The sequence below is a fragment of the Aquimarina amphilecti genome, from assembly GCF_900109375.1.
GTDB classification, from domain to species: Bacteria; Bacteroidota; Bacteroidia; order Flavobacteriales; family Flavobacteriaceae; genus Aquimarina; species Aquimarina amphilecti.
In genome coordinates this window covers 55,630-79,190 of sequence record NZ_FOAB01000004.1, presented here as the reverse complement: position 1 = coordinate 79,190, position 23,561 = coordinate 55,630, and the positions used below count along the sequence as shown (strand labels likewise).

The window sequence follows — 23,561 nt, the reverse complement described above, 5'->3', positions numbered from 1 at the left end:
TTTATAAAAATGAAAAAAGGATTCTATTTATTACTAACGTTTAGTCTTATCATTGCTTCATGTGGTAGCGATGACGATTCATGTGCAGAAAGTTTGTTTTTTGAGGATGCAGATGGAGATGGATTAGGTAACTCAGCAACATCACAACTCGCATGTTCTGCTCCAGAAGGGTTTGTTACAAATTCGGATGACAATGATGATACGCAAGCTCTTGCGAATCTTATCTCAGAAACTACCAATAATTTACCGGCACCTCAAGAAGGTGGTCAAGGACAACCAATATCTGGTGACTTTACTTTATTTGATTTAGATACAGGAGCGATCACTACTAATACAGATGATTGGGATATTGCCTTTAGAGCAACAACAATTATTATCAATGGAGGTATCTCTCAGGGAACCACTGATGAGCCAAGTAGAATTGGAGATGCAGCAGCTTATATAGCCACTGGAACAATGGCAGATATCACTTCTGCAGATACTAGTCTATTTGTTCAGGATGCAGCAGATGCACTTGCAATACCATCAGGTAGTGATAATGGTTGGTATAACTATTCTGGATCTCCATTATTCTTAATTACTCCTTTGCCAGGGAAAATATTAGTAATAAAAACAACTGAAGGAAAATATGCTAAAATAGAAATCCTTAGTTATTACAAAGATGCTCCAACAAGCCCTGATGCATTTGTTAACGAGGGTAGATATTTTACATTTAATTATGTATATCAACCGAATAACAATATTTCGACATTTTAAAGCTGTGAATTAGCTTTCAATCTAAATAACCATTAAGAAGTTATAACTATATTACTTCTTTTACAGAAAACCTTGCTTAGCAAGGTTTTCTTATTTTTTAAAAACAACCTATTACAATATACCGTATTTTTGAAATCTTCAGATTAAAAAACATACATCGCTATGATTCCAAAAAAACACATTATTGATCGATTTATCAGCTACGTAACTATAGATACCGAAAGTGACCCTAATAGTGACACTACTCCTAGTTCAGCAAAACAATGGGATCTAGCAAATAAACTAGTTGAAGAATTAAAATCAATAGGGTTACAAGAGGTAACTATTGATGAAAATGCATACATCATGGCAACCTTACCTTCTAATGTAGACCATGAAGTACCTACCATAGGTTTTATTTCACATTTTGATACTACTCCGGATTTTACAGGAGCAAATGTAAATCCTCAAATTATAGAAACCTATGACGGAAAAGATATCGTTCTTAACGAAGAAGAAAATATCGTATTATCTCCTGATTATTTTGAAGATTTAAAACTATATAAAAACCAGACATTAATCACCACAGATGGAACAACGCTATTAGGAGCTGATGACAAAGCTGGTATTGCAGAAATTATTTCTGCTATGGAATACTTGATCCAACATCCTGAGATCAAACATGGAAAAATACGTATTGGATTTACTCCAGACGAAGAAATAGGTAGAGGAGCTCACAAATTTGACGTAGAAAAATTTGGAGCCCAATGGGCATATACTATGGACGGTAGTCAGATAGGAGAATTAGAATATGAAAATTTTAATGCAGCAGGTGCAGTAGTAACTATAAAAGGTAAAATAGTACATCCAGGATATGCTAAAGGAAAAATGATCAACAGCATGTATATCGCTCAAGATTTCATTAATTCTCTACCAAGATTAGAAACTCCAGAACACACAAGTGACCGTGAAGGCTTCTTTCATTTACACACTATGAATGGTGAAGTAGAAGAAACTAAACTACAATATATTATAAGAGATCACGATAAAAAACATTTTGAAGCTCGTAAAGAGGTGATGACAAAACTCGGAGATCAACTAAACAAACAATATGGAAAAGATGTAATTAATGTAGTTATCAATGATCAATATTACAATATGAAAGAAAAGGTAGAGCCTGTAATGCATATTGTAGATATTGCAGAAGAAGCAATGAAAGAGTTAGGTATTACTCCACTCATAAAACCAATCCGTGGCGGAACGGATGGATCTCAGTTAAGTTATATGGGATTGCCATGTCCTAACATATTTGCTGGCGGACATAACTTTCATGGAAGATATGAATATGTTCCTGTAGAAAGTATGATCAAAGCTGTGGAAGTAATTGTAAAGATCGCCGAACTTACAGCAAAAAGGTAATTCGCAATTCATCGAGATTTAATCACTTTTAACGATTTTACATTTTTTTCTGATCTAGAAATAAAAACAATGTACCTACTATAGTAGTAGATTTATGTGATAACTATTTAATCACTTTAAAACATAAATCATGCAAACTACAGACAAGGTCGTAGATACTGCCGTATCTGCGACTACAGAAACAGGAGGTGCAATTATGAGCTCTCTAGGCGGTTTTTTTAATTCTATTCAAGAAGGAGTTGGTCAATATGGACTCAAAATTGTTGGAGGAATTGTTGCATTAATTATCGGACTTTGGATTGTAAAAATGATCATGAAAGCTATAAAAAAAGCTTTCGATAAAAGCAAAGTAGACGGTACCTTAAAACCATTCTTAGTCACTTTAGTAAATTTCTTATTAAAAGTATTATTATTTATTTCTATAGCAGGTATTGTAGGTATCCCAACAGCTACCTTTGCAGCATTATTAGCAGCAGTAGGATTAGCAATTGGAGGAGCCTTTAATGGTTCTTTAGGTCATATGGCAGCAGGTGTGATGTTACTTGTTTTTAGACCATTTAAAGTTGGGGATCTAATCGAAACAGGAGGTAAACTTGGATTTGTAAGAGAAATTTCTGTATTCGTAACAATTTTAGAAACTTTTCAGAATAAAACAGAAATCATTCCGAATGGAGCGATCACAGCTGGAACAATTACGAATTTAACCACAATAGGAAACTTAAGAGTAGATATGCCCTTTGGAATTCAATATGGTACAGATATCGAAAAAGCAAAACAAATTGTAATGGAGGTTATGAAAGCTGATCAAAACGTAATGAAAGATCCAGCTCCAAGAGTTGCCGTAAATAATCTAGGTGCAAATGGTGTAGAATTATTAGCACTACCTTACTCTACCTGTGACGATTACTGGGATGTATACTGGGATACCAGACAAAAAATTGTGGAAGCACTTGGCAAAGCAAATTACGCTGCTCCTTTACCACAACGTATTGTAACTATGAAATCTTAATAACCAAACCTATAAATATATTACACAAAAAAAGCGTCGTATAAATACGACGCTTTTTTTTAATCATTAACTTTTGTTATTTTTTCTTTTCTGCAGGCGGTGCATTTAATTTCTGACTCATTTCTAATGAAATTGCAGATTTATCAAATGTTAACTTACCAGCTCCAGTTTCTATAACAACAGCATTATTTTTTTCGCTGAAATCAAAGACTTTTCCGTGAAGACCACTTTTAGTAACTACACGATCTCCTTTTTTAAGCTCTTCAGCAAATTTCTTCTCCTTTTTAGCCTTTTGCATTTGTGGACGTATCATAAAAAAATACATCACTACAAATATTAAAAGAATAAAAGGTAATTGTCCTCCAAATCCTTCCATAAATATTACTCGCTTACAGGAGTTCCGCTTACTGGTTTAGCTTTTGGAGTTACCATCGCCTTAATCTTAAGGATTTCTTTTCCTGCTTCAGTATTAGCAGTAATAGTAACTTGTTTGTTTTGAGCGTTTGGCTTACCGTTAGAGTTAAATTTCACTAACATTGATCCTGTAGCTCCTGGAGCAACTGGTTCCTTTGTCCACTCAGGAACAGTACATCCACAACTTCCTTTAGCATTTACAATTACTAAAGGTGCTTTACCTGTATTAGTAAATGTAAATGTATGCTCTACTACATCACCTTCATTGATTGTTCCAAAATCGTGCTCTGTTTCAGAGAAATTCATTACAGGAAAATCTGTATTTTTTGCATCACGATCTGCAGCATCTGCTACATTTTCTTCTTTAACTTTTTCTGCTGCATTATCTTTACAAGACATAAATGTCAAAGCAAAAACACCAGCTAAAATCAAGATTCCTTTTTTCATTACTTGGGTTTTTAATTAATTGAGGGTTAAAAATACTATTTTTTTTGAACTACATAAGTCCACGGCCAACTTTATTTAGTTTACCGTTCTCTTGATATTCTTTAGATATTTTATCTAGAATTCCATTGATAAAGATACTACTCTTTGGGGTACTATATTCCTTAGCAATCTCTAAATATTCGTTAATTGTTACTTTTACAGGTATTGACGGAAATTTTTGGAACTCACAAATTGCCATTTTAATTACAGCTTTATCCAATTCTGCTATTCGATCTTTATCCCAATTTGGTGTTTTACCTTCTATTTCTTTTGCAAATTCTACTCCATTAAGTGCTGTTTTCCTAAAAATATCTCTTGCAAACTTCTTATCGTCTGCATCTTTATATAGTTTAGGTAGCGACATATTTTCGTCATGAGTCTGTTTTACCTTTCTAAGCATTTTAATAATACCAGTATTAACTAAAGGCAAATCATCTATCCAGGTAAGCATCTTATCTTCGATATACTCATATAACTTATCATTTGGAGCAATAATCTCTTTAAAAACATCAAGAACAAAATCCTTATCTTCCTTAAAAGAGCTCATCTTAGTGTCCATATAATCTGTATATACTTCACTGGTACTAATCTCTTTCCAAAGAATTTTAACGTATTCATCATCAAGATCCCAACAATTCATTTTCTTGTGATCCATGGCTTCCTTAAGCTCTGTATTATTTTCTAATAATAAGAGAACTTCATTATTAATAAATTTTTGATTTGGGTTTTTCTCTTCTGATGTAGCTAGATACTTTTTTTGACTTTTTTCTAAAAAATCAGCGGCATGCTTTCTTACTTCTACCAAAAGCTGAAGGTTTATAAGAAACAAATCATACATCTGTTCAATACTAAATAAAAGAAACTTTTCTTCTTTATCTAGATTATCACTTTTCGTCTGCTCTAGTGCGTAGAGTGACTGCATTACTTTAACTCGAATATGTCTTCTGGTTAACATAAGAAATTACAAAGAACATTAATAAAATGGGCGAAAGTGAGTTTCACTTTCGCCCTGCAAAAATACTATTATTTTTAATCTACCAATTCTAAAACTCACTTTTTATGTAGTAAATTTTAGATTCTTTTATCTACTGATTTTTTTTAGCCGCAATTCTCTCATCCGCTATACTAACGGCAGCAGAATTAGTCGTCATACCTGTAGCCTTAGCTTTATTTAAAATATCTAAAGTAGTATTATAGATATTTTCGGTTTTATTGATTATCTGATCTCTTCCGTACCCTTCTATCTCAGCATATACATTAATTATACCTCCAGCATTAATCAGAAAATCTGGAGCATATACGATTCCTTTTTCTTGTAAAAGTGATCCATGTATATTTTCTGAAGCTAACTGATTATTTGCAGCTCCAGCAATTACTTTAACCTTCAATTTATTAATAGTTTCATCATTAATTGTGGCTCCCAACGCACAAGGTGCATAAATATCAGCTGTTTCAGCATATAAATCTTTTCCTTTATATACCTCTACTCCATACTTGCTACTTACTGTCTCTAATCTTTCCTGATTGATATCAGTTATAATTACATTAGCTCCTTCTTCTGCGGTTAAGCGTACAAGTTCTTCTCCTACATGACCAATACCTTGAACTAAGATTTTCTTCCCTTCCAGGTTGTCAGTACCATATGAAAATTTAGCAGAAGCTTTCATTCCCATATAAACACCATAAGCTGTAACAGGAGATGGGTTTCCTGCTCCTCCTTTAGATTCTGAAATTCCAGTTACATAAGGTGTAACCTCTCTTACAGTATCCATATCAGAAGTTTCCATACCTACATCTTCTGCAGTGTAGTACTTTCCGCCTAATGTATGAACAAACTCTCCGAATCGTCTCATAAGAGCTGGAGTCTTCATTACTTTTGGGTCTCCAATAATAACAGCTTTTCCTCCTCCAAGATTCAATCCTGTAATCGCTGCTTTATACGTCATCCCCCTAGACAATCTCAATACATCATTAAGAGCATCCCATTCTGTTTGATAATTATACATTCTAGTCCCTCCAAGAGCTGGTCCTAAAATTGTGTTATGCACCCCAATTATTGCCTTTAATCCTGTATCTTTGTCTTGACAAAAAACAACTTGTTCGTGATCGTTAAAAGACAATTGCCCAAACACAGGAGCTTGTTTTTTTAATTGATTTGCGGTAAGCACTTCGGTTATCATTTTTCAGAAATTTTAAAATGTTATAATTATATTATAGTCAAAATAGAAGCGCTAAAATACGGTATTTTTACGAATTTAAAATTTTTTGTTGTTAAACTTTAAGAATTTGTTAATAATTGAGTTTCTAAAAATCAATACTTTATGCGTGCATTACGCCATCTAAACAAGTACTTCCTAAAATATAAATATCGCCTCCTTATTGGATTAGTAATTACGATCATTGCTAGAATTTTTGCGGTTGCGGTTCCTAAATTTGTTGGTGATTCAGTAGAAATTGTAGAACAATACCTTAATAATAGCATTACCAATATAGATGATGTAAAAACGGGACTGATTACCAACATACTCTTTATTTTTGGATCAGTTTTAATTGCCGCTTTTTTTACATTTTTAATGAGACAAACTTTTATTGTCGTATCTAGATTCATTGAGTTTGATTTAAAGAATGAAGTTTTCCAACATTATCAAATACTATCTCTTAACTTTTATAAAAAAAACAGAACTGGTGATTTAATGAGTCGTATTAGCGAAGACGTATCTAAAGTAAGAATGTATGTAGGTCCTGCTATTATGTATAGTGTAAATACCATTACTTTATTTGTTGTTGTGATAGGATATATGATTAGTATTGCACCTCAGCTTACCTTATATACTATTGCACCGCTCCCTATTCTTTCCATTTCGATTTACAAACTAAGTGTCGCCATACATAAACGAAGTACTATTGTACAGCAATATTTATCTAAACTAACCACATTTACGCAGGAATCATTTAGTGGTATCTCTGTTATTAAAGCCTACGGAATAGAACCTCAGACTTTAGAAAATTTCACGGATTTATCAAATACGAGTAAAGAAAAAAACATTGACCTTGTAAAGGTACAAGCACTATTTTTTCCCTTAATGGTTTTGCTAATCGGCGTTAGTAATATCTTGGTAATTTATATTGGGGGTAAACAATATATTGATGGAACCATTCAAGATCTTGGTGTCATCGTAGAGTTTATCATTTTTGTAAATATGCTTACCTGGCCTGTAGCGACAGTAGGCTGGGTTACATCTATAATACAACAGGCGGAAGCTTCGCAAGTGAGAATTAATGAGTTTCTAAGTCAAGAACCAGAAATCACAAATAGCATCACTGAACAAACACCTATTACTGGGAATATTGCTTTTGACAATATTTCTTTTACCTATGATGACACAAATATCACTGCACTAAAAAAGATGAGTTTTGAAATAAATTCAGGTCAAACTATTGCTATTATAGGAAAAACAGGATCAGGAAAATCAACAATCCTAGATTTATTAGGAAGGTTATATGATGTTACGGACGGTGAAATTAGAGTTGATGGAAAACCTATTAGAAAACTAAACTTAGTAAATCTCAGAGAATCGATTGGATATGTGCCTCAAGATGCCTTTTTATTTAGTGATTCAATAAGAAATAACATAAAATTCGGAAAAACTGAAGCCACAGAAGCCGAAGTAATTGAAGCTGCAAAAAATTCTGCAGTACACAAAAATATTATAGGATTTAGTAAAGATTATGATACTGTTTTAGGAGAAAGAGGGATTACTTTATCGGGCGGACAGAAACAACGTGTTTCCATTGCTAGAGCCATTATTAAAAACCCATCTATCCTTCTTTTTGATGATTGTTTATCTGCGGTTGACACCGAAACTGAAGAAGAAATACTGAATAATCTTAATAGAATTTCTAAAAACAAGACTACTTTTATAGTAAGTCATCGCGTTTCTACAGCAAGAAACGCGGATAAAATAATTGTTTTAGACGAAGGGGAAATCATCCAACAAGGCACTCATAATCAACTATTAGACGTGGAAGGATACTACAAAGAACTTTATTTAAAACAGCTAAGCGAAAAAGAAATTTGATATTTTGTTGTACGATTAACAATTTTTTTAGATTTTTGATTCCATCGTAACAGACTAATTAATATAAGAAATAAGGATTATGAGCGATAATGAAATGTTGGAGAAAGAGGAAATTTTCTCAAAAGTTTTAAGAGCAGGAAGAAGAACATATTTCTTTGATGTAAGATCAACAAAAGCTGGAGATTACTATCTTACTATTACAGAAAGTAAAAAATTCACTAATGATGATGGATCTTTTCACTACAAAAAACACAAAATTTACCTATACAAAGAAGACTTTGTTGGTTTTAGTGAAATACTAAGCGAAATGACCGATTTCATAGTTAATGAAAAAGGTGAAGAAGTTATAAGTGAAAGACATCAGAAAGATTACCAAAAATCTTACGAGCAAAATACTGAAGTATCTGCAAAAACAAATGAAGAGGTTACTGCTTCTACAGAAAGTTTTACAGATGTAAGCTTTGATGACATATAAGGCATATTAACTTATGTTAAACTTATGCAAACCGCTTCAATCTCTGAAGCGGTTTTTTTTATTTTCGAAAACTATTAAACTCGACAATCGTACAAACGAACTAAAATGAAGCACTTCCTTACTATCATCTTATCCTTATTATTCTTTTCTTCTTTTGCACAAGACAACCTTTCTTTAGATTATTATCTTCCTAAAGGAGTCTCTTATAATCCAGAAATTCCAACACCCCAAAGTGTTTTAGGCTTTGTTCCTGGAAAATGGCACGTAACACACGACAAATTGGTTGAATACATGAAAGTTTTAGCAAAAGCTTCACCGCGTATTACTATTGAAGATCGAGGAAAGACTTTCGAAGATCGTCCTATTATTCTATTAACTATTACCTCAGAAAAAAATCACCAGAATTTAGAAAAAATCCAAAAACAACATATTCAACTTACTCAGAATAATGCTAGTAGTGTTGATATTGCATCGATACCTGCTGTTGTGTACCAAGGTTTTTCTATACACGGTAATGAGCCAAGTGGATCCAACGCGAGTTTAGTTGCAGCATATTATTTAGCTGCTGGACAAGGAAATCAAATTGATGAATTATTAGACAATGTGGTAATCTTATTTGATCCATCCCTAAATCCTGATGGACTGCAACGGTTTGCTTACTGGGCAAATACCAATAAAAGTAAAAATATAAGTACGGATCCACAAGATAGAGAATATAGTGAGGTTTGGCCCGGAGGTAGAACAAATCACTATTGGTTTGACATGAATCGTGATTGGCTACCGGTACAATTACCAGAATCAAGAGCTAGAATAGAGACTTTTCATAAATGGTATCCAAATGTGCTTACGGATCATCACGAAATGGGCTCTAATAGTAGTTTTTTCTTTCAACCTGGAATACAATCTAGAACGCATCCATTAACCCCTAAATTAAACCAAGAACTCACAAAAAAAATTGCTAACTACCACGCTGATGCCTTTAACAAAATAGGATCTCTATATTTTACAGAAGAGAACTTTGATGATTTCTATTATGGTAAAGGATCTACGTTTCCAGATATTAATGGAGGAATTGGTATTTTATTTGAGCAAGGAAGTTCTCGTGGACATGCTCAAGAGACTGATAATGGTATATTAACATTCCCATTCACTGTAAGAAATCAATTTACAGCTACACTCTCTACTCTAGAGGCTTCAAAATCAATGCGTACAGAGTTACTTAGATATCAAAAGAATTTTTACGCTAATGCTAGAAAAGAGGCACAAAGTGGAGCTTATATTTTTGGTAATGAAAAAGATGCAGCTTCTACGTATCATCTTGCAGAAATTTTGAAGCGTCATAAAATTAAATTTTATGATTTAAAAAGTGATATCACTTCTGATGGTAAAAAATTTAAAAAAGGATATAGCTACATAATACCAAAAAATCAAAAACATAGTCGTTTGATCAAAGCTATGTTCGAGAAAAGAACAAAATTTCAAGACAGCCTATTTTATGATGTGTCCGCATGGACATTCCCATTAGCTTTTAATTTAGATTATACTGAAAAAACAACTACCTCAGATCTGGGAACAGAAATTACTGAATTAGAGTTCAGAAAACCAAAAAGCATTAACAAAAGTAATTATGCGTACCTTATGGAATGGCATGAATATTATACTCCTGCTGTACTATACAAAATTTTAAACAGAGGACTGAGAGCTAAAGTAGGCATGAAGCCTTTTTCTGTGGAGAATAAAAATTATGATTATGGAACAATTATGATTCCTATTCAGAATCAAAGGTTAAACTCGCAAGAAATTCATGCATTTTTACAAAAACTTGCTTCAGAAAATCACGTAAATATTACAGGAGTATCGACTGGTTTAACGACAGGAATTGATTTAGGAAGTAATCAATTTAGAGCATTATCATTGCCCAAAATTGCATTATTAACAGGAAGTGGAATCACACCCTATGATGCAGGTGAAATTTGGCATCTAATGGATCAACGTTATAATATTCCTATTACCAAACTAAACACGGAATACCTCGAAAGAAGAAATTTATCCAGATATACTCATATTGTTTTACCAAACAGCTGGAATCAAACTATGGGTAAAAATGTTATTGACAAAATTAAAACCTGGATTAGAAACGGAGGAACACTAATTGGCTACAGAAACGCAGCTCAATTCTTTAAAAATAATGAGCTTATGAAAATAGAATTTTCTAAACCGGAAAATGATGCTAAAAACATATCTTTTGAAGAAAGAAGAGACTTCTTCGGTGCTCAAGTAATTGGTGGAGCTATTTTTCAAGCTAAAACAGATAGGTCCCATCCGATAAATTTTGGGTACAAAAATGACAAAATATCTCTTTTTAGAAATACAACTTTATTTATAAAAGCAGATAAACAGAGCTATAATAACCCTATTCAATACACAAAATCACCTCTACTAAGTGGATATATTAGTAAAAAGAACTTAGATTCATTATCTAATACTGTACCGTTTAGACATCAAAGCTTAGGAAGAGGAAATACTATATTATTTACAGACAATACTAATTTCAGAGCATTTTGGTATGGTACCAATAAACTATTAATGAATGCCATTTTCTTTAGTGATGAAATGTAAGTAGTGCAGTGTGCTTCATATATTTTAATATATAGCTATAATATTTGTTTTCTAAACTCGGTATAATAATGTAAGACTTTATCCGGAGCTTCTGTTTGTGGATAATGTCCAATTTCATTTAACAGCACAACATCAGCATTTGGCACGATTTCTTTATAGAACTCTGCCATATGCTTACCCGAAATAGGATCAACAGCGCCATCAATTAATCGTTTGGGCATCGCTGTATATTGTATTGCTTCTCTCCAACGAATTTTATAAGTATCTCTCTCATTTAGATACTTTATCAACTTAGGAATTACATTTTTACCAGAATTATAAGCTATCGTTTCCCAAAATTCATCAATCTCTTGTTCGCTAGCCTGCGATTTTTTTCCAAATATTTTCTTGAAATTTTTAGCCAACGTATTTCTACCCATAAAATATTTAAGAATAAAACCTAAAGGTGTTAGCAACATTTTTTGCGTTAATGTAGGCAAATTAGTTTCTGGAAACATTCCTCCATTAAGAAAACAAACAGATTTAATATCGAATTCATATTCTGGATTCTCTTTTAATCTGGCTAACATTTCCTGAACCACCGTATCTCCATAATTATGTGCCAGTATATGAAAAGTGGCAATACCCTTCTCCTTCAAAAAAGTTTCCCATAAATCAACCTGCGATGCAATTGTATAATTAAAATCAGTTGGTTTAGCCGAAAAACCATACCCTAACATATCAATAGCATATACCCTATACTTTTTAGCAAGTGTATTCCATATTTTATTCCAATCCCAAGAACAAGTAGGAAACCCATGAATCAAAATTAATGGTTCTCCTTCTCCACTAACTTTATAGAATATTTTATAATTTTTATAGGAATAATAGGATCCTGAATTTTTCCAATCCTGTAATAGCATATTACTTTTTTCCGAACATTTTCTGGATCACCCAAGCTGGTCCTATTAGTAAAAACTGTAAATCTTGTGCAGCAGAAGGTTTTTTACCTTCTAAGTGGTGTCCATAGAATTGCCCGATCCAAGCTACTACAAAAATAATAAGAGACACCATCCATAATGGTGCATACTGACTGATATAATAATTAGCAATAATACAGAATGCTACAAAAACTAATATTTGCAAAGCCATTTTTACAGATAATCTAACGTAAAAAAGCAAAATAAGTAAAGCAACGACAAAGGCCCAATTTTCTATAAACGGATTATTCCCGGGTATAATCGAAGCTAAAAATCCACTAGGAATACTCATGATTAGACCAACAACAGAAAAAAATATAGCAGGCACACATATAAAATGAATTGCAATATTTGTTTTGTTTTGATGGCTCACGGCATATTCCTGAAACCAGGTCTCTAAAGTTTTCATAATTTTATTTTTTGGAATGTAACTAAGATAACAATTTTTATACTTATAAAGTATAATATCGTAATTTCGAAAATATAAAAATTAAACATTATGGCTCGTACTCCATCAAACATGTTACCACTAGGTACCGTTGCTCCAGATTTCACTTTAGTAGACGCTGTTACTAACAATAAAGTTTCCCTAAATGACATAAAAGGAGAAAAAGGAACTGTAGTTATGTTTATATGTAATCATTGCCCTTTTGTTATTCATGTGAATGAAGAAATATCTAGAGTAGCCAATGATTACAGAGTACAAGGGTTTGGTTTTGTTGCCATTAGCAGTAATGATGTCGAAAATTATCCACAGGATGCACCTAAACATATGTGGAAGACAGCGCAAAAAAACAATTACACATTCCCATATTTATATGATGAAACTCAGGGTGTAGCTAAAGCATATGATGCTGCTTGTACTCCAGATTTTTATCTCTTTGATGGAGAATTAAAACTTATTTATAGAGGGCAATTAGACGATTCCAGGCCAGGAAATGGAATTCCTGTAAATGGAAGAGATCTTCGCCAAGCATTAGATGCAGTACTTAGAAATGCTACAGTTTCTGAAATTCAAAAACCTAGTATCGGATGTAATATAAAATGGAAAGAATAATAGGGTTAAAAAGGATTACTTAAAAGTACCTGCTACAATTTGTAGATGTGCTAAATGATGGTTCCCATGCCAAGCATATATTCCTATATCTTCTGCCAAAGAAATGGAAACATTACCTTCTGGATGAATAAATACTTTCTCTAAATCTTTATCCGATAAACCTTTTAAAAAATACACCCATTTAGCGTGTAGTGCTTTTATCAAATCTAAAGAAAGTTTAATTGGTGCAGATTTAGTATCAAATAATTCAGCCCACCTATCTTCGTAATACGCTTTAATTACAGGTTGCTCTTCAGTAAGCGCCCATTTAAAACGAATATAACCATTATGGTGACTATCATGAATATGATGGATAACTTGTCTTGCTGTCCAACCTTCAGGTCGGTAAGGAGTTTCTAATTGTACTTCGGAGAAACCTGAAACTAGGTTTTCTATTTTTTCGGGTAGATCTTCTATATCTTTAATCCAGGCTTTAATTTGATCTGTAGTAATATTATTTGGGCACTTAAACGTTCCTATTGGATATTGAAGATTCATACTATTTTTTATTCTACTTTTTTATAAAGAACTAAGCTCGAAGATGTATCTTGTAGATCCTTAACCACAAGTTCAAATTCATTTAGAGATTCTATCTTATACTTATATACATATTTATCTTTTGGAGATGAGCAATGCATAATATCATCTTTAATCTTTACTTTTAATCTTTTCAGAAACTTCCCATCACGAAAATTGAATCGTATGGTTTCTTCAAAAATCATATGCTCATCAGGAAATTGAACATTAATCCATTTTCCTTGCAGTGCCTCATAGGTACCTCTATTTTTAAATTTATTATCTAACAGAGATTTCATTCTTAAACTATAAGAGACAAAAGTTTCCTCCGGTTCTATATTAGTAACCGCTTGACCTGAAACTATTTTATAAATCTCATTCCCTTTATCGAAATAATGTTTTGATTCGAATTTGGTAAATGCGTTAGAATAATCCATCACAACAAAGCCATCACTGTTTTTTGTTTCCATATACTGACGTTGCTTATAATTTACATGGATCAATTGATCATTCCAGAAATAAAACACCGTAATTACCATAGCATTTGGCATTCCGATATTTCTTATGATTTTCTTTAAACGTTCGTGCTCATAATATCCATTAAGCTCGGCTCCATGATCGGCAATCTGATCTAGAAATTCTTCTGGATCTAAAGAAAATACATCCGATTCTATATAACTATCAATGATTTCTATTTGATCTTTAATAGCAGTCATTGTAGCTTCATTCTCCTGAGTAAAAGAAAAATTTACCCAAAAAAATGTTAAAAAAACAATTAGTTTCCACTTCATAACCATCAAAAATGGGGTTTCTGTATTGGTTTATTATCCCAACAAGGGGGTGTAAATATCTGCATTATAGACGTAAAAGTCCCCCTTTTTCAGTAAAACTTCTATCTTTTGAAGAATAAATTAACATTTAAAGAGTGATTACAAGTGTTAATTATGAGTTAAAACGGTGTTTTTATTTAGGGTAACCTAAAGTTGTAATCAAAAAAAGCCCCTGAAAATGCATTCCAGAGGCTTTAAAATTATTTTTGTAAAGAGCATTACTTCACTCCAACTAATTCCACATCAAAAACTAATGTAGCATTTGGCGGAATTACTCCTCCAGCTCCATGTTCTCCATATCCTAACGATGGCGGAATCACAAAACGCGCTTTATCTCCTATTTGTAATAAAGCAATACCTTCATCCCATCCAGGAATTACTTGTCCCATTCCTAATGGAAAATCAATCGGTTGATTACGCTTATAAGAAGAATCAAAAACAGTACCATCAGTCAGACTTCCCTTATAATGCACAGAAACAGTTTTTCCCTTTTCTGCTTGAGCACCATCTCCTTTTTGGATGATTTTATATCGTAAGCCACTATCCGTTTTATCAAATCCTGCAGCTAACTCTTCTAATAACTGCTCCGAAGCTTTCTTAGCAGCAGCTTCTCTTTCTGCCTTTGCTCCATTAAACTGTCTAAAAGTTTCTACAGCATTAAAGCTCTCTGCATCCGCTCCTACTCTTAAAATTTCTAAAGAATCAATTGTATCTCCTTGTGCAACTGCATTTACTACATCTAATCCTTCTACCACTTTACCAAAAACAGTATGCTTACCATCTAACCAAGCAGTTTCTACATGAGTAATAAAAAATTGACTTCCATTAGTTCCAGGTCCTGCATTAGCCATAGATAACACTCCTGGACCATCGTGTTTTAAATCAGGGTGAATCTCATCATCAAATTGATAACCTGGACCACCAGCACCAGAACCTTGAGGATCTCCACCTTGAATCATAAAATCTGGAATTACTCTATGAAATTTCAATCCATTGTAATAAGGCTTACCTTGAGAAATGGCTTGATTCTCCATATTCCCTTCTGCTAAACCTACAAAATTACCTACTGTTCCCGGAGTTTTTTGATACTCTAGATTCACTAAAATGCTTCCCTTTGGGGTATTAAATTTTGCGTATAATCCGTCTTGCATAACTGCGTATTTTAAGCTTGTTAAATTTTAAGCTGCAAAGATAGGTAATTGCTTAATGTTTAACACATAAAACCAACGATTGTTTAGCCGTTTTTAGATCATTCAGTTAATAAATAATATTAACTAAAACTTATAAAAACATAACAGGATTAATCAATCTTGGCTAAAAGTTCTTTAGCATTTTGATATTTATAATTATCGCTATCGGACACAATGATTTGTAAAATTTCTTTTAATTTATTTTTATCCTCCTGTTTTAAATAAATCAAAGCTTTATACCAATTGGCTTTTTTAGCTTGTAGTGTGTTAGAATCTCCCAAAAGTTGAAACTGTGATAAAGCTTCATCAAACTTATTAAGTTCTACATATGAGATCCCATTGTAAATATAACTTAAAGGATCAATAGATTTCTCTTTTTGATGATAGGTGGTAAATAACTCTGTAGCTTTTTGATATTTTTGTTCTTCGAATAATAACTGGGCGTCTTCAAGCATCTTATTTGTATCCTCTCCCCTAGTTACTAATGATGGTATTTCATCAAGGTGAACATAAGAAGCATACAATTCATCATAATTAGTATCCTTAAAAACAAATAATGAGACCGTTATCAAAACAGCAATAGACGCGGCAATACCCATAAACCAAAAAGTCTTATCGGTAGAAGTAGCTCGGTTTTCTGAAATTACCTCATCAATTGTAGATTTTAAACTCTTAGCCTCATTACTCTCAAAAAACGATTTTAATTTAACAGCTTTTTCTGTTTTTAAGATTTCTTTATCTTCTTCTAACCATTTTTGATCTTCATAAATCTTCTGCATGTCCTTCTGTAACTTCAATTCTTTTGATAGTTCTATATCTGTAAGCAATCTAGTTTCGAATGCTTCTTTTTCTGATGTTGACATATTACCGCTTAGATAATCATCAATTTCTATTGGGTAATCTTTCATAATTCTTTGATTTGGTTATATCTCGAATCTTTTTTAATCAATTTAGTCAATTGCGACTTACAATTAAAAATACGTTGTCTCACTACATTATCCGTATTATATCCTAGTTTTACCACAATATCTTTATATGGTACTTTCTGGAAAAATAATTGCAATAATTGTTTACAGTTATCAGATAATTCAGCTAATTTTTCCTGAAATAGCTCCCATTTCTCTTGTTCTAGAGTAGCCATTGTTAGATCATCCGCTTCTTTAGCATGTTCAATAACCTCATCATTTGTTACTATACGTTTTTGTTTATTTAGTTCTCTACGCCACAAATTTCTGCAGGCACTATACAAAAACCCATCAAAAGAGCCTTTAAGCGTAAAGGCATTCGATTTATATCTTGCAATAATCTGCATCAACGCTTTCTGAAAAACATCTTCTGAATCCGCCTCATTCCCATTATTATTAAGTATAAAACTTTTGATTTTTGGAAACTCCTTTATATACAAGTCTTGAATAACTTTCTTATCTCCATTAACAAGCCGTTCTAATAGGTCTTTTTCAGGTATTAGCATTAAGATATCTTTAACTATTTATTTTTTTTTACTTTCGCGTGGTAACATTTGTTAGGTTAGGGAAACATACTAATAAATAATGAAAACAAAAAACTATTTAAAAATGAAAAAAATCACGTTACTATTGGTAGCGGCAGTTTTTGCGATTGGAATACAAAGCTGCTCTACAGATGATAAACAAGAACAAATAGGAGATATTATTCCTGAAAACGCATTAAATTCTAATGAATTATTTGGCAAGCAAAACTCTTTAAACAAAGCTTTGGGCTCAGGAAATATAGATGCTACCTGCTTTACTAAGGTTTATGTAGTTTTTCCTAAAAATTCAACCGCGCAAGATCGTATGGATTATTTAGAATTCTCACAGGGTAAAAAAGGAACCTATAGTATTATTTTCGCTTCAACAGTTGCTTATTGCGAAGGAATCTATGAATGGTATATGCCATGTAATGAACTTCCAACATCTTATTGCGATTTTATAAAATGTAAATTAGAGCCATTAAATGCTAAAACAAATGGAGCCGTTGTTCATGAGGCTGAACAAAACAAGATCTTGTTAGAAGAAACAGAGGGAGATCCAGCTTGTTCGGAATGTCCTGAAACGCGCTATACTTGGATATCTACAGAGTCTTGTAATGAAATATGGAGATCAATAAATTACCAATAAATCATTTATATTGTACAAAAAGAAGATAGTATTTATATTATATATTACTTTTTTCCTGACCCTACCAACAAAGGGGCAGGGAATTTCTCCTGAATTAGATTCTATTCATCAGTTAACTGGCTCTAATTTTAATAAATTAGAGCTTTATTATGGTTTAATAAAAACCTACGAAAGAAGCGAAAACTATACCCAGTTGGGCTATGACGCACATCAAATAGCTAAATGGATTCATAAGGAAAAAAAGTGGGAAGAGGCTATAAAAATAGTTGAAATTGCTTATCAAGCAAGAGAAAAAGCTACTCCCTTCAATAAGGAATTGTTAAAAAGAAGTTATTACAATTACGCCATCTACAACCGTAGACATGAAAATTACACTATTGCTATTGAGTACTTTGAAAAACTACTTGCATTAGGAGGAACAAAATTTTTAAGGGGTAAGTCATATGAGTTAATTGGTGAATCTTACGAAATTCTGGGAGACTATTACAAATCCGTTGACTATAGAATAAAATCTTTACAAAATTATTCAAAAAAAGATATCCAAAAAGGTTTTTTAGTATATGGAAACATCAATTTAGCCTATAGTTATCGCTTAATACGATCTGCAGAAAGTTCTAAGAAGGCAATTGAACACCTCCTAAAAGCAGAAAAGCTTTTAGGAGATAGCAGTACCACGGATAAGCAAAAACTATATAACATAAAAAACAATCTTGGAAACTTGTATTGTGAAGGTGTTGGAACCCAAAACATAGACAATTGTATTAAATGTTATGATGAGGCTTTAACAATTTTGAAAGAATTAAAGTTTAAAGAAAAGTATGCTAAATCATATTACAATTTAGGATTGACTTTTATTGAAATTGATTCTATTCGTTCTCAATTCTTTTTTGATAAAGCATTAGAATATGCTTCCTATGCGCCATCCTTTAAACATAAAATTTTCTTCGGATTAGGGATTAAGGAGTTATCAAATGAAAATTATATCGCCGCCCAAGAAAATTTTAGCTCAGTTTTTTCAATCTATTTTGATAAAAAAATAAAAGATATCTACTGGCTTCCTGCAAAAAATGATTTGGAGCAAGTAGTAAACAAAACTTTTTTCCTAGAATTACTAAAAAGAAAATTAAAAGCCTGGATAGAACTAGGGAAAACAAAAAACGACTCATTGTATTTTGAGGAAGCAATTCGCACGGCACATGCAAGTGACCAACTGGTTGATCTGTTATTAAAAGAAAATATATCTACTAGATCTAAATTATTATGGAGAAGCCTTGCTTCGGAAATTTACATTATGGGCTTAGAGGCTTGTTTACAGCTTAAGAAAAATGAGGATTCTTACTATTTCATGGAAAAAAGTAAGGCTTTATTATTATTACAAGAAATTACAAAAGATAAAACAGCCTTATCGCCTAGTATCTTGGAAAAAGAAAAAAAATTAAAAGACGTTATAGTTGGATTAAGATCAAAGCTCAGATTATCAGATCAAAATTCCTCCGATTCAATCCAAAAAGTTTTATTGTCTAAACAAGCGAGACTAAAAAAAATTAGAGATTCATTAGCTCCTATATATCCAACGTATTTTACACATTTTTCTATACCCGAAATTACACCTTTATCTAAACTAGAGCTAAGTCCGAATGAAGTAATTATTGAATACAACATGGCAGAAAGAATCGCTGGTGTAATTCCAGAAGCTTATGGTATGTTTATTACAAAAAATAAAAAAGAAATTTTTAAGATCGAGAATGTAAACAGACTACAAAAAGAAATTTATAGACTCAGAGAGCTACTAAACAAGCCATTTACGACATCATTAGATATTTCAGAATATAGTGAGTTAGCTTACAGCATATACAATTCTTTGATCCCTAAAAATCTGCAAAAGCATTTAGTAAATAATAAAGCTACTTTTATTCCAGATCATATTTTAAATTACATTCCTTTTGAAGCACTCATAACAAACCCTAAAAAAGGAAGTTACTTAATACAGCAGACCGAAATAAATTATGCGTATTCTCTATCCTTTTCTAAAGAAAATGCAAAAATTGATCGTAAGCCAAAAAATGATTATTTGGGCATTGCACCTATAACATTTTCAAATATTTTAACCTCACTTCCTAATAGCAAAAAGGAATTAGTTAATGCCAAACATTATTATTCTGGTGATTTATTACTTAACGAAAAGGCGACTATTCAAAATTTCAAAAAAGTAGCCAACCAATATAAAATATTACATTTAGCTACACACGCTGATGCTTCCGACTCTTTAACCCCTTGGATCGCTTTTCAACGAGAAAAACTTACTGAACTACAACTTTCTACTATTGATAATCAATCAGAACTAGTAGTTCTTAGTGCCTGCAACACTTCCTTGGGCAAAATTAATACAGGCGAAGGTGTATTCAGTCTTGCTCGTGGATTCTTTAAATCCGGAGCTAATACCGTGATTCCAACTTTATGGAACACCAATGATAAAGCCACGGCTACTATTACCTCTGACTTTTACAAAAACCTAAGTAAAGGACAAACCAAATCTGCAGCCCTACGAACAGCAAAACTAAATTATCTTAACAACAATACAGATGCAGAAGCATCTCCTCATTATTGGGCCTCTTTAGTATTGATAGGCGATAGCGGAACGTTGTTGCCACAATCTAACAACTTGTTGTTTTTGTGGATTGGTCTAGGTATTATTTTATTAGTTCTTATTATATATCGTTTCTATTTAATTAAAAAGAAATAGAAAGAACAGATATGCACATAAAAACTAAAGGAAGGTTTACAAATTTATATCAACCTCCTTTGTTTTTCCATATAAATCAATCACTTACAAACTCGCAAAGTTATTTCTTAAAAAAATCAATTTTACATAGTAACATGTAGAAAGCTTCCTGAACGTTCTTATAGACACAAGCTCTGAGTGTCTATAAATGTTCAGGTAATCAAATTTTTAAATTTTAATATATGTTAAAAAACATTTTAAAACTGGAAGGAATTAATTCAATTAATAAAAAACAACAAAAAACAATTAAAGGTGGAATCAGAAATAATGGATTACAAATAGAATGTGAGCCAGAAATGCCTTTTGGATGTCAAAATGGAGTAAAAGCTTATGGCAATAGCGACGTAGTAGGAAATGGATCTACCTGTTATATATGGATATGCCAGGGATCAGGAGATACAGGTCCTGATAGCCCTCATAATCTTTAATATGATAACTGGGAAATAATTTCTGAGTTAGATAAAAAAGATAAGAACCAGTTAAATTGATTTTTAACTGGTTTTTTTATAAAAGTTAATTTTTTCAAAAAAACAGAAAAACCATAGTAACATTTCCCTAACTACCAGAACGATATAACAGACACAACATCTGAGTGTCTCTAAATGTTCAGGATACAAATCAACTTAAATTAAAATCATGAAGAAAAAAAAATTAAATGGTTTATCCTTAAAAAAAAACATTGTCTCTAGACTTGGTAGTCTCCGTATCAAAGGAGGAGATCCTTTAATGTCTAGAGATGATTGCCCAACAGGTAAATTCTATTGTCCCACAGATGATGGACTTATATCAGAGGGATGTGCTATCCTAACCATTGATTGCGGACCTACCGAAGTTAACTGTCATTCGATTCATATTAATTGTGAATAACAGTTAACAAAAAGAAAGAATAGCATTTTCAACGTTATTCTTTCTTTTTGTTAGAATGCAGAGAACATAAAGTTTTATTAACAGTAAAAAACTTTATAAAAATAATCAAGCATTACAAATACACAAAAACTTATCTACAGATAGAAGCTATCTGGGTTCATAACCTTTCTTCATAAATTATTTATCTAATTTTGAAAACGATTGGGATGAGTATATGATAATTAGATAACCATAATGAAGTAGTAAACATTATGATATTTTTTAAACGCAATCTTCCTTTTTAAGGATAAATCAAAAGTAAACGATCTGATTTTTAACAAAAAAGCTATATTTGCTCCTTCACACACTCAGATCGTCATATACATGAAATCTTTACTTTATTTTGCAGTAGGCCTATTTTGTATAGCCACTTGCAGCGCACAAAGCCTTTATGAAGCTGGTTATTTTATCGATAACGATGGAAACCGAAAAGAATGCTTAATCAAAAAACTGTCCTGGAAAAGTAATCCAACAGAATTCGAATGGAAACGAACCATCTCCTCTAGCCCTAAAACTGAAACTATTGAAAACGTTAAAGAGTTTGCAGTAGGAGAAGATTATAGGTTTAAAAGGTATATCCTACAATTTGATCTTAATGGAGATACCGTTGGCAAATCAACCAAATCAAAAGACCCAAATCTTAGGTATCAAAAAATATTTCTAAGAACTATTTTAAAAAGTAAAACTACTTTATATCAATATTCAGAAAATGGTGTAAATCGTTTCTTTTATACGGATCCTAATACAGTATATCCCGAATTGCTATTATACAAGGTGTTTTATACTCCTGATGAAAGTAAAAAACCAGGAAAGAAAATTATCCCACAGCAAAACAACACTTACCAACAACAATTACAGGATAAAGTGAATTGCGATAATCAAGATGTATCTAAACTGACATATACGCAAAGAGACTTAAAAAGATACTTCAAAAAATATAACGAATGCAAGGGCTATGAAATAGAATATAGTATTCGAAAAAAAATCAATCAAACCAGAATAGGTATTGTTGCTGCTGTAGATGTAAGTGGTTTTACTCATAATTCTATTATAGGGGGTGCTGGGAATGTAAGTTACGATGATGTTTTTGTACCTAGATACGGGATATTCATAGAAACTTTTATACCTTTCTCTAAAGTCGATTTAAGTTTCTTTCTAGAATCCACCTATAAAGCTTTTACTATGGACGGTAGGGATTTTGCAATTTCTAACAGCGAATTCGAATTAGATTATAAAAGTATCAATGTAGCTGTAGGACCAAGATTTCATATTTACCTAAGTTCTAAGTTTGAATTATTTCTAGAAGGAGGTCTTACCGTTGATTTTAATGTTGGTACAGAATCTAATGTTTTTGCAGATAATGAAATAGAAAACACCACTACTGATTATTTTTATGGTGGAGGTCTGGGATCAGGTCGTTTTAAAATTGGTTTTAGACAATATACAGCTAAAAACATATCAAAGAGTACTTCCATACCGGATTCTGAATTAACTACATCTAGTTTGTATATATCGATGAATCTATTTTAAATCTTAAAATTATAATAGTTCCAATAAAAAAACTGAATTTTCCCTGTTTATTTAACATCTCTTTAAGCAACAATTATATTATTAATCGTTCTTAATATATTAAATAGACATATACCTTGAGTGTCTATAAATGTTCAGGGCATTATAAATTATTCTTAAAACTAATAACATGTTAAAGAACATTTTAAAAGAAAACGGAGTTCAGGAAATTAAAAAAAATCAACAAAAATCCATTAACGGTGGTAACGGAAATCCTGCTTGTGCTCAAGCAATTTCTATCGATGGAACTCAATGCCTATGCTTAGGTTGGTATCCTCAAAATGGGGTATGCGTAAACGGAAATCAATAAAAAATACTCCAAAAAAAAGAGGATGTAAA

Annotated in this window: 24 protein-coding genes; 13 read left to right on the top strand and 11 right to left on the bottom strand. The window is 32.2% G+C overall.

Going from position 1 to position 23,561, the window contains the following annotated elements:
* The first annotated feature begins 9 nt into the window (after nucleotides 1-9).
* The 3 genes from BMY33_RS11035 (at nucleotide 10) to BMY33_RS11025 (ending at nucleotide 3,163) form a co-directional block, all read left to right on the top strand.
* Nucleotides 10-756 (top strand): HmuY family protein, encoded by a 747-nt coding sequence (locus BMY33_RS11035; RefSeq protein ID WP_091408306.1) that lies wholly within the window; start codon nucleotides 10-12, stop codon nucleotides 754-756.
* 162 nt (nucleotides 757-918) lie between these two features.
* Complete coding sequence (gene pepT, locus BMY33_RS11030) at nucleotides 919-2,154, top strand: peptidase T (protein ID WP_091408305.1); 1,236 nt, start codon at nucleotides 919-921, stop codon at nucleotides 2,152-2,154.
* 130 nt (nucleotides 2,155-2,284) lie between these two features.
* Nucleotides 2,285-3,163 carry a mechanosensitive ion channel family protein gene (locus tag BMY33_RS11025; protein ID WP_091408303.1) on the top strand — a complete coding sequence of 293 codons (879 nt, stop codon included), beginning with the start codon at nucleotides 2,285-2,287 and terminating at the stop codon, nucleotides 3,161-3,163.
* A 76-nt stretch (nucleotides 3,164-3,239) separates the two neighbouring features.
* On the opposite strand, the gene yajC is transcribed toward BMY33_RS11025, so the two are convergent.
* The 4 genes from yajC to BMY33_RS11005 form a co-directional block, all read right to left on the bottom strand.
* Nucleotides 3,240-3,539, bottom strand: a complete 300-nt coding sequence (gene yajC, locus BMY33_RS11020; protein WP_027392289.1) for a preprotein translocase subunit YajC — start codon at nucleotides 3,537-3,539, stop codon at nucleotides 3,240-3,242.
* A gap of 5 nt (nucleotides 3,540-3,544) precedes the next feature.
* Entirely contained in the window at nucleotides 3,545-4,024 is a 480-nt protein-coding gene (locus tag BMY33_RS11015; protein WP_091408301.1) for a DUF1573 domain-containing protein, read from the bottom strand.
* Between the two features lie 49 nt (nucleotides 4,025-4,073).
* Nucleotides 4,074-5,018 (bottom strand): transcription antitermination factor NusB, encoded by a 945-nt coding sequence (nusB, locus tag BMY33_RS11010; protein ID WP_091408300.1) that lies wholly within the window; start codon nucleotides 5,016-5,018, stop codon nucleotides 4,074-4,076.
* A 130-nt stretch (nucleotides 5,019-5,148) separates the two neighbouring features.
* Entirely contained in the window at nucleotides 5,149-6,243 is a 1,095-nt protein-coding gene (locus tag BMY33_RS11005) for a Leu/Phe/Val dehydrogenase (protein ID WP_091408298.1), read from the bottom strand.
* Nucleotides 6,244-6,384: 141 nt separating this feature from the next.
* Here BMY33_RS11005 and BMY33_RS11000 point away from each other — a divergent pair, with 141 nt between their 5' ends.
* The 3 genes from BMY33_RS11000 (at nucleotide 6,385) to BMY33_RS10990 (ending at nucleotide 11,236) form a co-directional block, all read left to right on the top strand.
* Entirely contained in the window at nucleotides 6,385-8,142 is a 1,758-nt protein-coding gene (locus BMY33_RS11000) for an ABC transporter ATP-binding protein (RefSeq protein WP_091408297.1), read from the top strand.
* A gap of 79 nt (nucleotides 8,143-8,221) precedes the next feature.
* On the top strand, nucleotides 8,222-8,617 hold the full coding sequence (locus tag BMY33_RS10995; RefSeq protein ID WP_091408295.1) for a PUR family DNA/RNA-binding protein: 396 nt from the start codon (nucleotides 8,222-8,224) through the stop codon (nucleotides 8,615-8,617).
* Between the two features lie 105 nt (nucleotides 8,618-8,722).
* A complete protein-coding gene (locus tag BMY33_RS10990) occupies nucleotides 8,723-11,236 on the top strand; it encodes a M14 family metallopeptidase (RefSeq protein WP_091408294.1) in 2,514 nt (837 codons plus the stop codon).
* Between the two features lie 35 nt (nucleotides 11,237-11,271).
* Here the strand turns inward: BMY33_RS10990 and BMY33_RS10985 are convergent, their stop codons facing one another.
* Together BMY33_RS10985 and BMY33_RS10980 are read right to left on the bottom strand one after the other, a co-directional pair.
* Nucleotides 11,272-12,138 (bottom strand): alpha/beta fold hydrolase, encoded by an 867-nt coding sequence (locus BMY33_RS10985; RefSeq protein WP_091408292.1) that lies wholly within the window; start codon nucleotides 12,136-12,138, stop codon nucleotides 11,272-11,274.
* Nucleotide 12,139: 1 nt separating this feature from the next.
* The gene (locus tag BMY33_RS10980; RefSeq protein WP_091408290.1) at nucleotides 12,140-12,604 is read right to left on the bottom strand and encodes an Mpo1 family 2-hydroxy fatty acid dioxygenase; all 465 of its coding nucleotides are present in this window, start codon (nucleotides 12,602-12,604) and stop codon (nucleotides 12,140-12,142) included.
* A gap of 90 nt (nucleotides 12,605-12,694) precedes the next feature.
* Between BMY33_RS10980 and BMY33_RS10975 the strand changes: the two genes are divergently transcribed.
* Nucleotides 12,695-13,252: a thioredoxin family protein gene (locus tag BMY33_RS10975; RefSeq protein WP_091408288.1), complete on the top strand. Its 558-nt coding sequence runs from the start codon at nucleotides 12,695-12,697 to the stop codon at nucleotides 13,250-13,252.
* Between the two features lie 15 nt (nucleotides 13,253-13,267).
* On the opposite strand, the gene BMY33_RS10970 is transcribed toward BMY33_RS10975, so the two are convergent.
* From BMY33_RS10970 to BMY33_RS10950, 5 genes are all read right to left on the bottom strand, one after another.
* Nucleotides 13,268-13,789 carry a YfiT family bacillithiol transferase gene (locus BMY33_RS10970; RefSeq protein ID WP_091408287.1) on the bottom strand — a complete coding sequence of 174 codons (522 nt, stop codon included), beginning with the start codon at nucleotides 13,787-13,789 and terminating at the stop codon, nucleotides 13,268-13,270.
* Between the two features lie 8 nt (nucleotides 13,790-13,797).
* Nucleotides 13,798-14,598: a hypothetical protein gene (locus BMY33_RS10965; protein WP_139195639.1), complete on the bottom strand. Its 801-nt coding sequence runs from the start codon at nucleotides 14,596-14,598 to the stop codon at nucleotides 13,798-13,800.
* A gap of 257 nt (nucleotides 14,599-14,855) precedes the next feature.
* Nucleotides 14,856-15,788, bottom strand: coding sequence for a peptidylprolyl isomerase (locus tag BMY33_RS10960; protein ID WP_091408283.1), 933 nt, complete (start codon nucleotides 15,786-15,788; stop codon nucleotides 14,856-14,858).
* 149 nt (nucleotides 15,789-15,937) lie between these two features.
* Complete coding sequence (locus tag BMY33_RS10955) at nucleotides 15,938-16,735, bottom strand: tetratricopeptide repeat protein (RefSeq protein WP_091408282.1); 798 nt, start codon at nucleotides 16,733-16,735, stop codon at nucleotides 15,938-15,940.
* Nucleotides 16,732-17,298 (bottom strand): RNA polymerase sigma factor, encoded by a 567-nt coding sequence (locus BMY33_RS10950; RefSeq protein WP_091408280.1) that lies wholly within the window; start codon nucleotides 17,296-17,298, stop codon nucleotides 16,732-16,734. Before BMY33_RS10950 ends, BMY33_RS10955 begins: the two co-directional genes overlap by 4 nt.
* 103 nt (nucleotides 17,299-17,401) lie before the next feature.
* Here BMY33_RS10950 and BMY33_RS10945 point away from each other — a divergent pair, with 103 nt between their 5' ends.
* The 6 genes from BMY33_RS10945 (at nucleotide 17,402) to BMY33_RS10920 (ending at nucleotide 23,532) form a co-directional block, all read left to right on the top strand.
* The gene (locus BMY33_RS10945; protein ID WP_139195638.1) at nucleotides 17,402-17,965 is read left to right on the top strand and encodes a hypothetical protein; all 564 of its coding nucleotides are present in this window, start codon (nucleotides 17,402-17,404) and stop codon (nucleotides 17,963-17,965) included.
* Between the two features lie 10 nt (nucleotides 17,966-17,975).
* The gene (locus BMY33_RS10940) at nucleotides 17,976-20,708 is read left to right on the top strand and encodes a CHAT domain-containing protein (protein WP_091408276.1); all 2,733 of its coding nucleotides are present in this window, start codon (nucleotides 17,976-17,978) and stop codon (nucleotides 20,706-20,708) included.
* Nucleotides 20,709-20,929: 221 nt separating this feature from the next.
* A complete protein-coding gene (locus BMY33_RS10935; protein WP_091408275.1) occupies nucleotides 20,930-21,175 on the top strand; it encodes a hypothetical protein in 246 nt (81 codons plus the stop codon).
* 208 nt (nucleotides 21,176-21,383) lie between these two features.
* On the top strand, nucleotides 21,384-21,614 hold the full coding sequence (locus BMY33_RS10930) for a hypothetical protein (protein WP_091408273.1): 231 nt from the start codon (nucleotides 21,384-21,386) through the stop codon (nucleotides 21,612-21,614).
* A 363-nt stretch (nucleotides 21,615-21,977) separates the two neighbouring features.
* Nucleotides 21,978-23,183 carry a hypothetical protein gene (locus BMY33_RS10925; RefSeq protein WP_091408271.1) on the top strand — a complete coding sequence of 402 codons (1,206 nt, stop codon included), beginning with the start codon at nucleotides 21,978-21,980 and terminating at the stop codon, nucleotides 23,181-23,183.
* A gap of 169 nt (nucleotides 23,184-23,352) precedes the next feature.
* Nucleotides 23,353-23,532 carry a hypothetical protein gene (locus BMY33_RS10920; RefSeq protein WP_091408270.1) on the top strand — a complete coding sequence of 60 codons (180 nt, stop codon included), beginning with the start codon at nucleotides 23,353-23,355 and terminating at the stop codon, nucleotides 23,530-23,532.
* The last annotated feature ends 29 nt before the right edge of the window (nucleotides 23,533-23,561 follow it).

Coding starts and splice junctions, on each gene's coding strand:
- BMY33_RS11015 (WP_091408301.1), bottom strand. CDS start 4,024: ATGAAAAAAGGAATCTTGATTTTAGCTGGTGTTTTTGCTTTGACATTT.
- nusB (WP_091408300.1), bottom strand. CDS start 5,018: ATGTTAACCAGAAGACATATTCGAGTTAAAGTAATGCAGTCACTCTAC.
- BMY33_RS10995 (WP_091408295.1), top strand. CDS start 8,222: ATGAGCGATAATGAAATGTTGGAGAAAGAGGAAATTTTCTCAAAAGTT.
- BMY33_RS11035 (WP_091408306.1), top strand. CDS start 10: ATGAAAAAAGGATTCTATTTATTACTAACGTTTAGTCTTATCATTGCT.
- BMY33_RS10985 (WP_091408292.1), bottom strand. CDS start 12,138: ATGCTATTACAGGATTGGAAAAATTCAGGATCCTATTATTCCTATAAA.
- BMY33_RS11025 (WP_091408303.1), top strand. CDS start 2,285: ATGCAAACTACAGACAAGGTCGTAGATACTGCCGTATCTGCGACTACA.
- BMY33_RS10950 (WP_091408280.1), bottom strand. CDS start 17,298: ATGCTAATACCTGAAAAAGACCTATTAGAACGGCTTGTTAATGGAGAT.
- pepT (WP_091408305.1), top strand. CDS start 919: ATGATTCCAAAAAAACACATTATTGATCGATTTATCAGCTACGTAACT.
- BMY33_RS10960 (WP_091408283.1), bottom strand. CDS start 15,788: ATGCAAGACGGATTATACGCAAAATTTAATACCCCAAAGGGAAGCATT.
- BMY33_RS10945 (WP_139195638.1), top strand. CDS start 17,402: ATGAAAAAAATCACGTTACTATTGGTAGCGGCAGTTTTTGCGATTGGA.
- BMY33_RS10920 (WP_091408270.1), top strand. CDS start 23,353: ATGTTAAAGAACATTTTAAAAGAAAACGGAGTTCAGGAAATTAAAAAA.
- BMY33_RS11000 (WP_091408297.1), top strand. CDS start 6,385: ATGCGTGCATTACGCCATCTAAACAAGTACTTCCTAAAATATAAATAT.
- BMY33_RS10965 (WP_139195639.1), bottom strand. CDS start 14,598: ATGAAGTGGAAACTAATTGTTTTTTTAACATTTTTTTGGGTAAATTTT.
- BMY33_RS10970 (WP_091408287.1), bottom strand. CDS start 13,789: ATGAATCTTCAATATCCAATAGGAACGTTTAAGTGCCCAAATAATATT.
- BMY33_RS10930 (WP_091408273.1), top strand. CDS start 21,384: ATGAAGAAAAAAAAATTAAATGGTTTATCCTTAAAAAAAAACATTGTC.
- BMY33_RS10975 (WP_091408288.1), top strand. CDS start 12,695: ATGGCTCGTACTCCATCAAACATGTTACCACTAGGTACCGTTGCTCCA.
- yajC (WP_027392289.1), bottom strand. CDS start 3,539: ATGGAAGGATTTGGAGGACAATTACCTTTTATTCTTTTAATATTTGTA.
- BMY33_RS10980 (WP_091408290.1), bottom strand. CDS start 12,604: ATGAAAACTTTAGAGACCTGGTTTCAGGAATATGCCGTGAGCCATCAA.
- BMY33_RS11005 (WP_091408298.1), bottom strand. CDS start 6,243: ATGATAACCGAAGTGCTTACCGCAAATCAATTAAAAAAACAAGCTCCT.
- BMY33_RS10925 (WP_091408271.1), top strand. CDS start 21,978: ATGAAATCTTTACTTTATTTTGCAGTAGGCCTATTTTGTATAGCCACT.
- BMY33_RS10990 (WP_091408294.1), top strand. CDS start 8,723: ATGAAGCACTTCCTTACTATCATCTTATCCTTATTATTCTTTTCTTCT.
- BMY33_RS10955 (WP_091408282.1), bottom strand. CDS start 16,735: ATGAAAGATTACCCAATAGAAATTGATGATTATCTAAGCGGTAATATG.
- BMY33_RS10935 (WP_091408275.1), top strand. CDS start 20,930: ATGTTAAAAAACATTTTAAAACTGGAAGGAATTAATTCAATTAATAAA.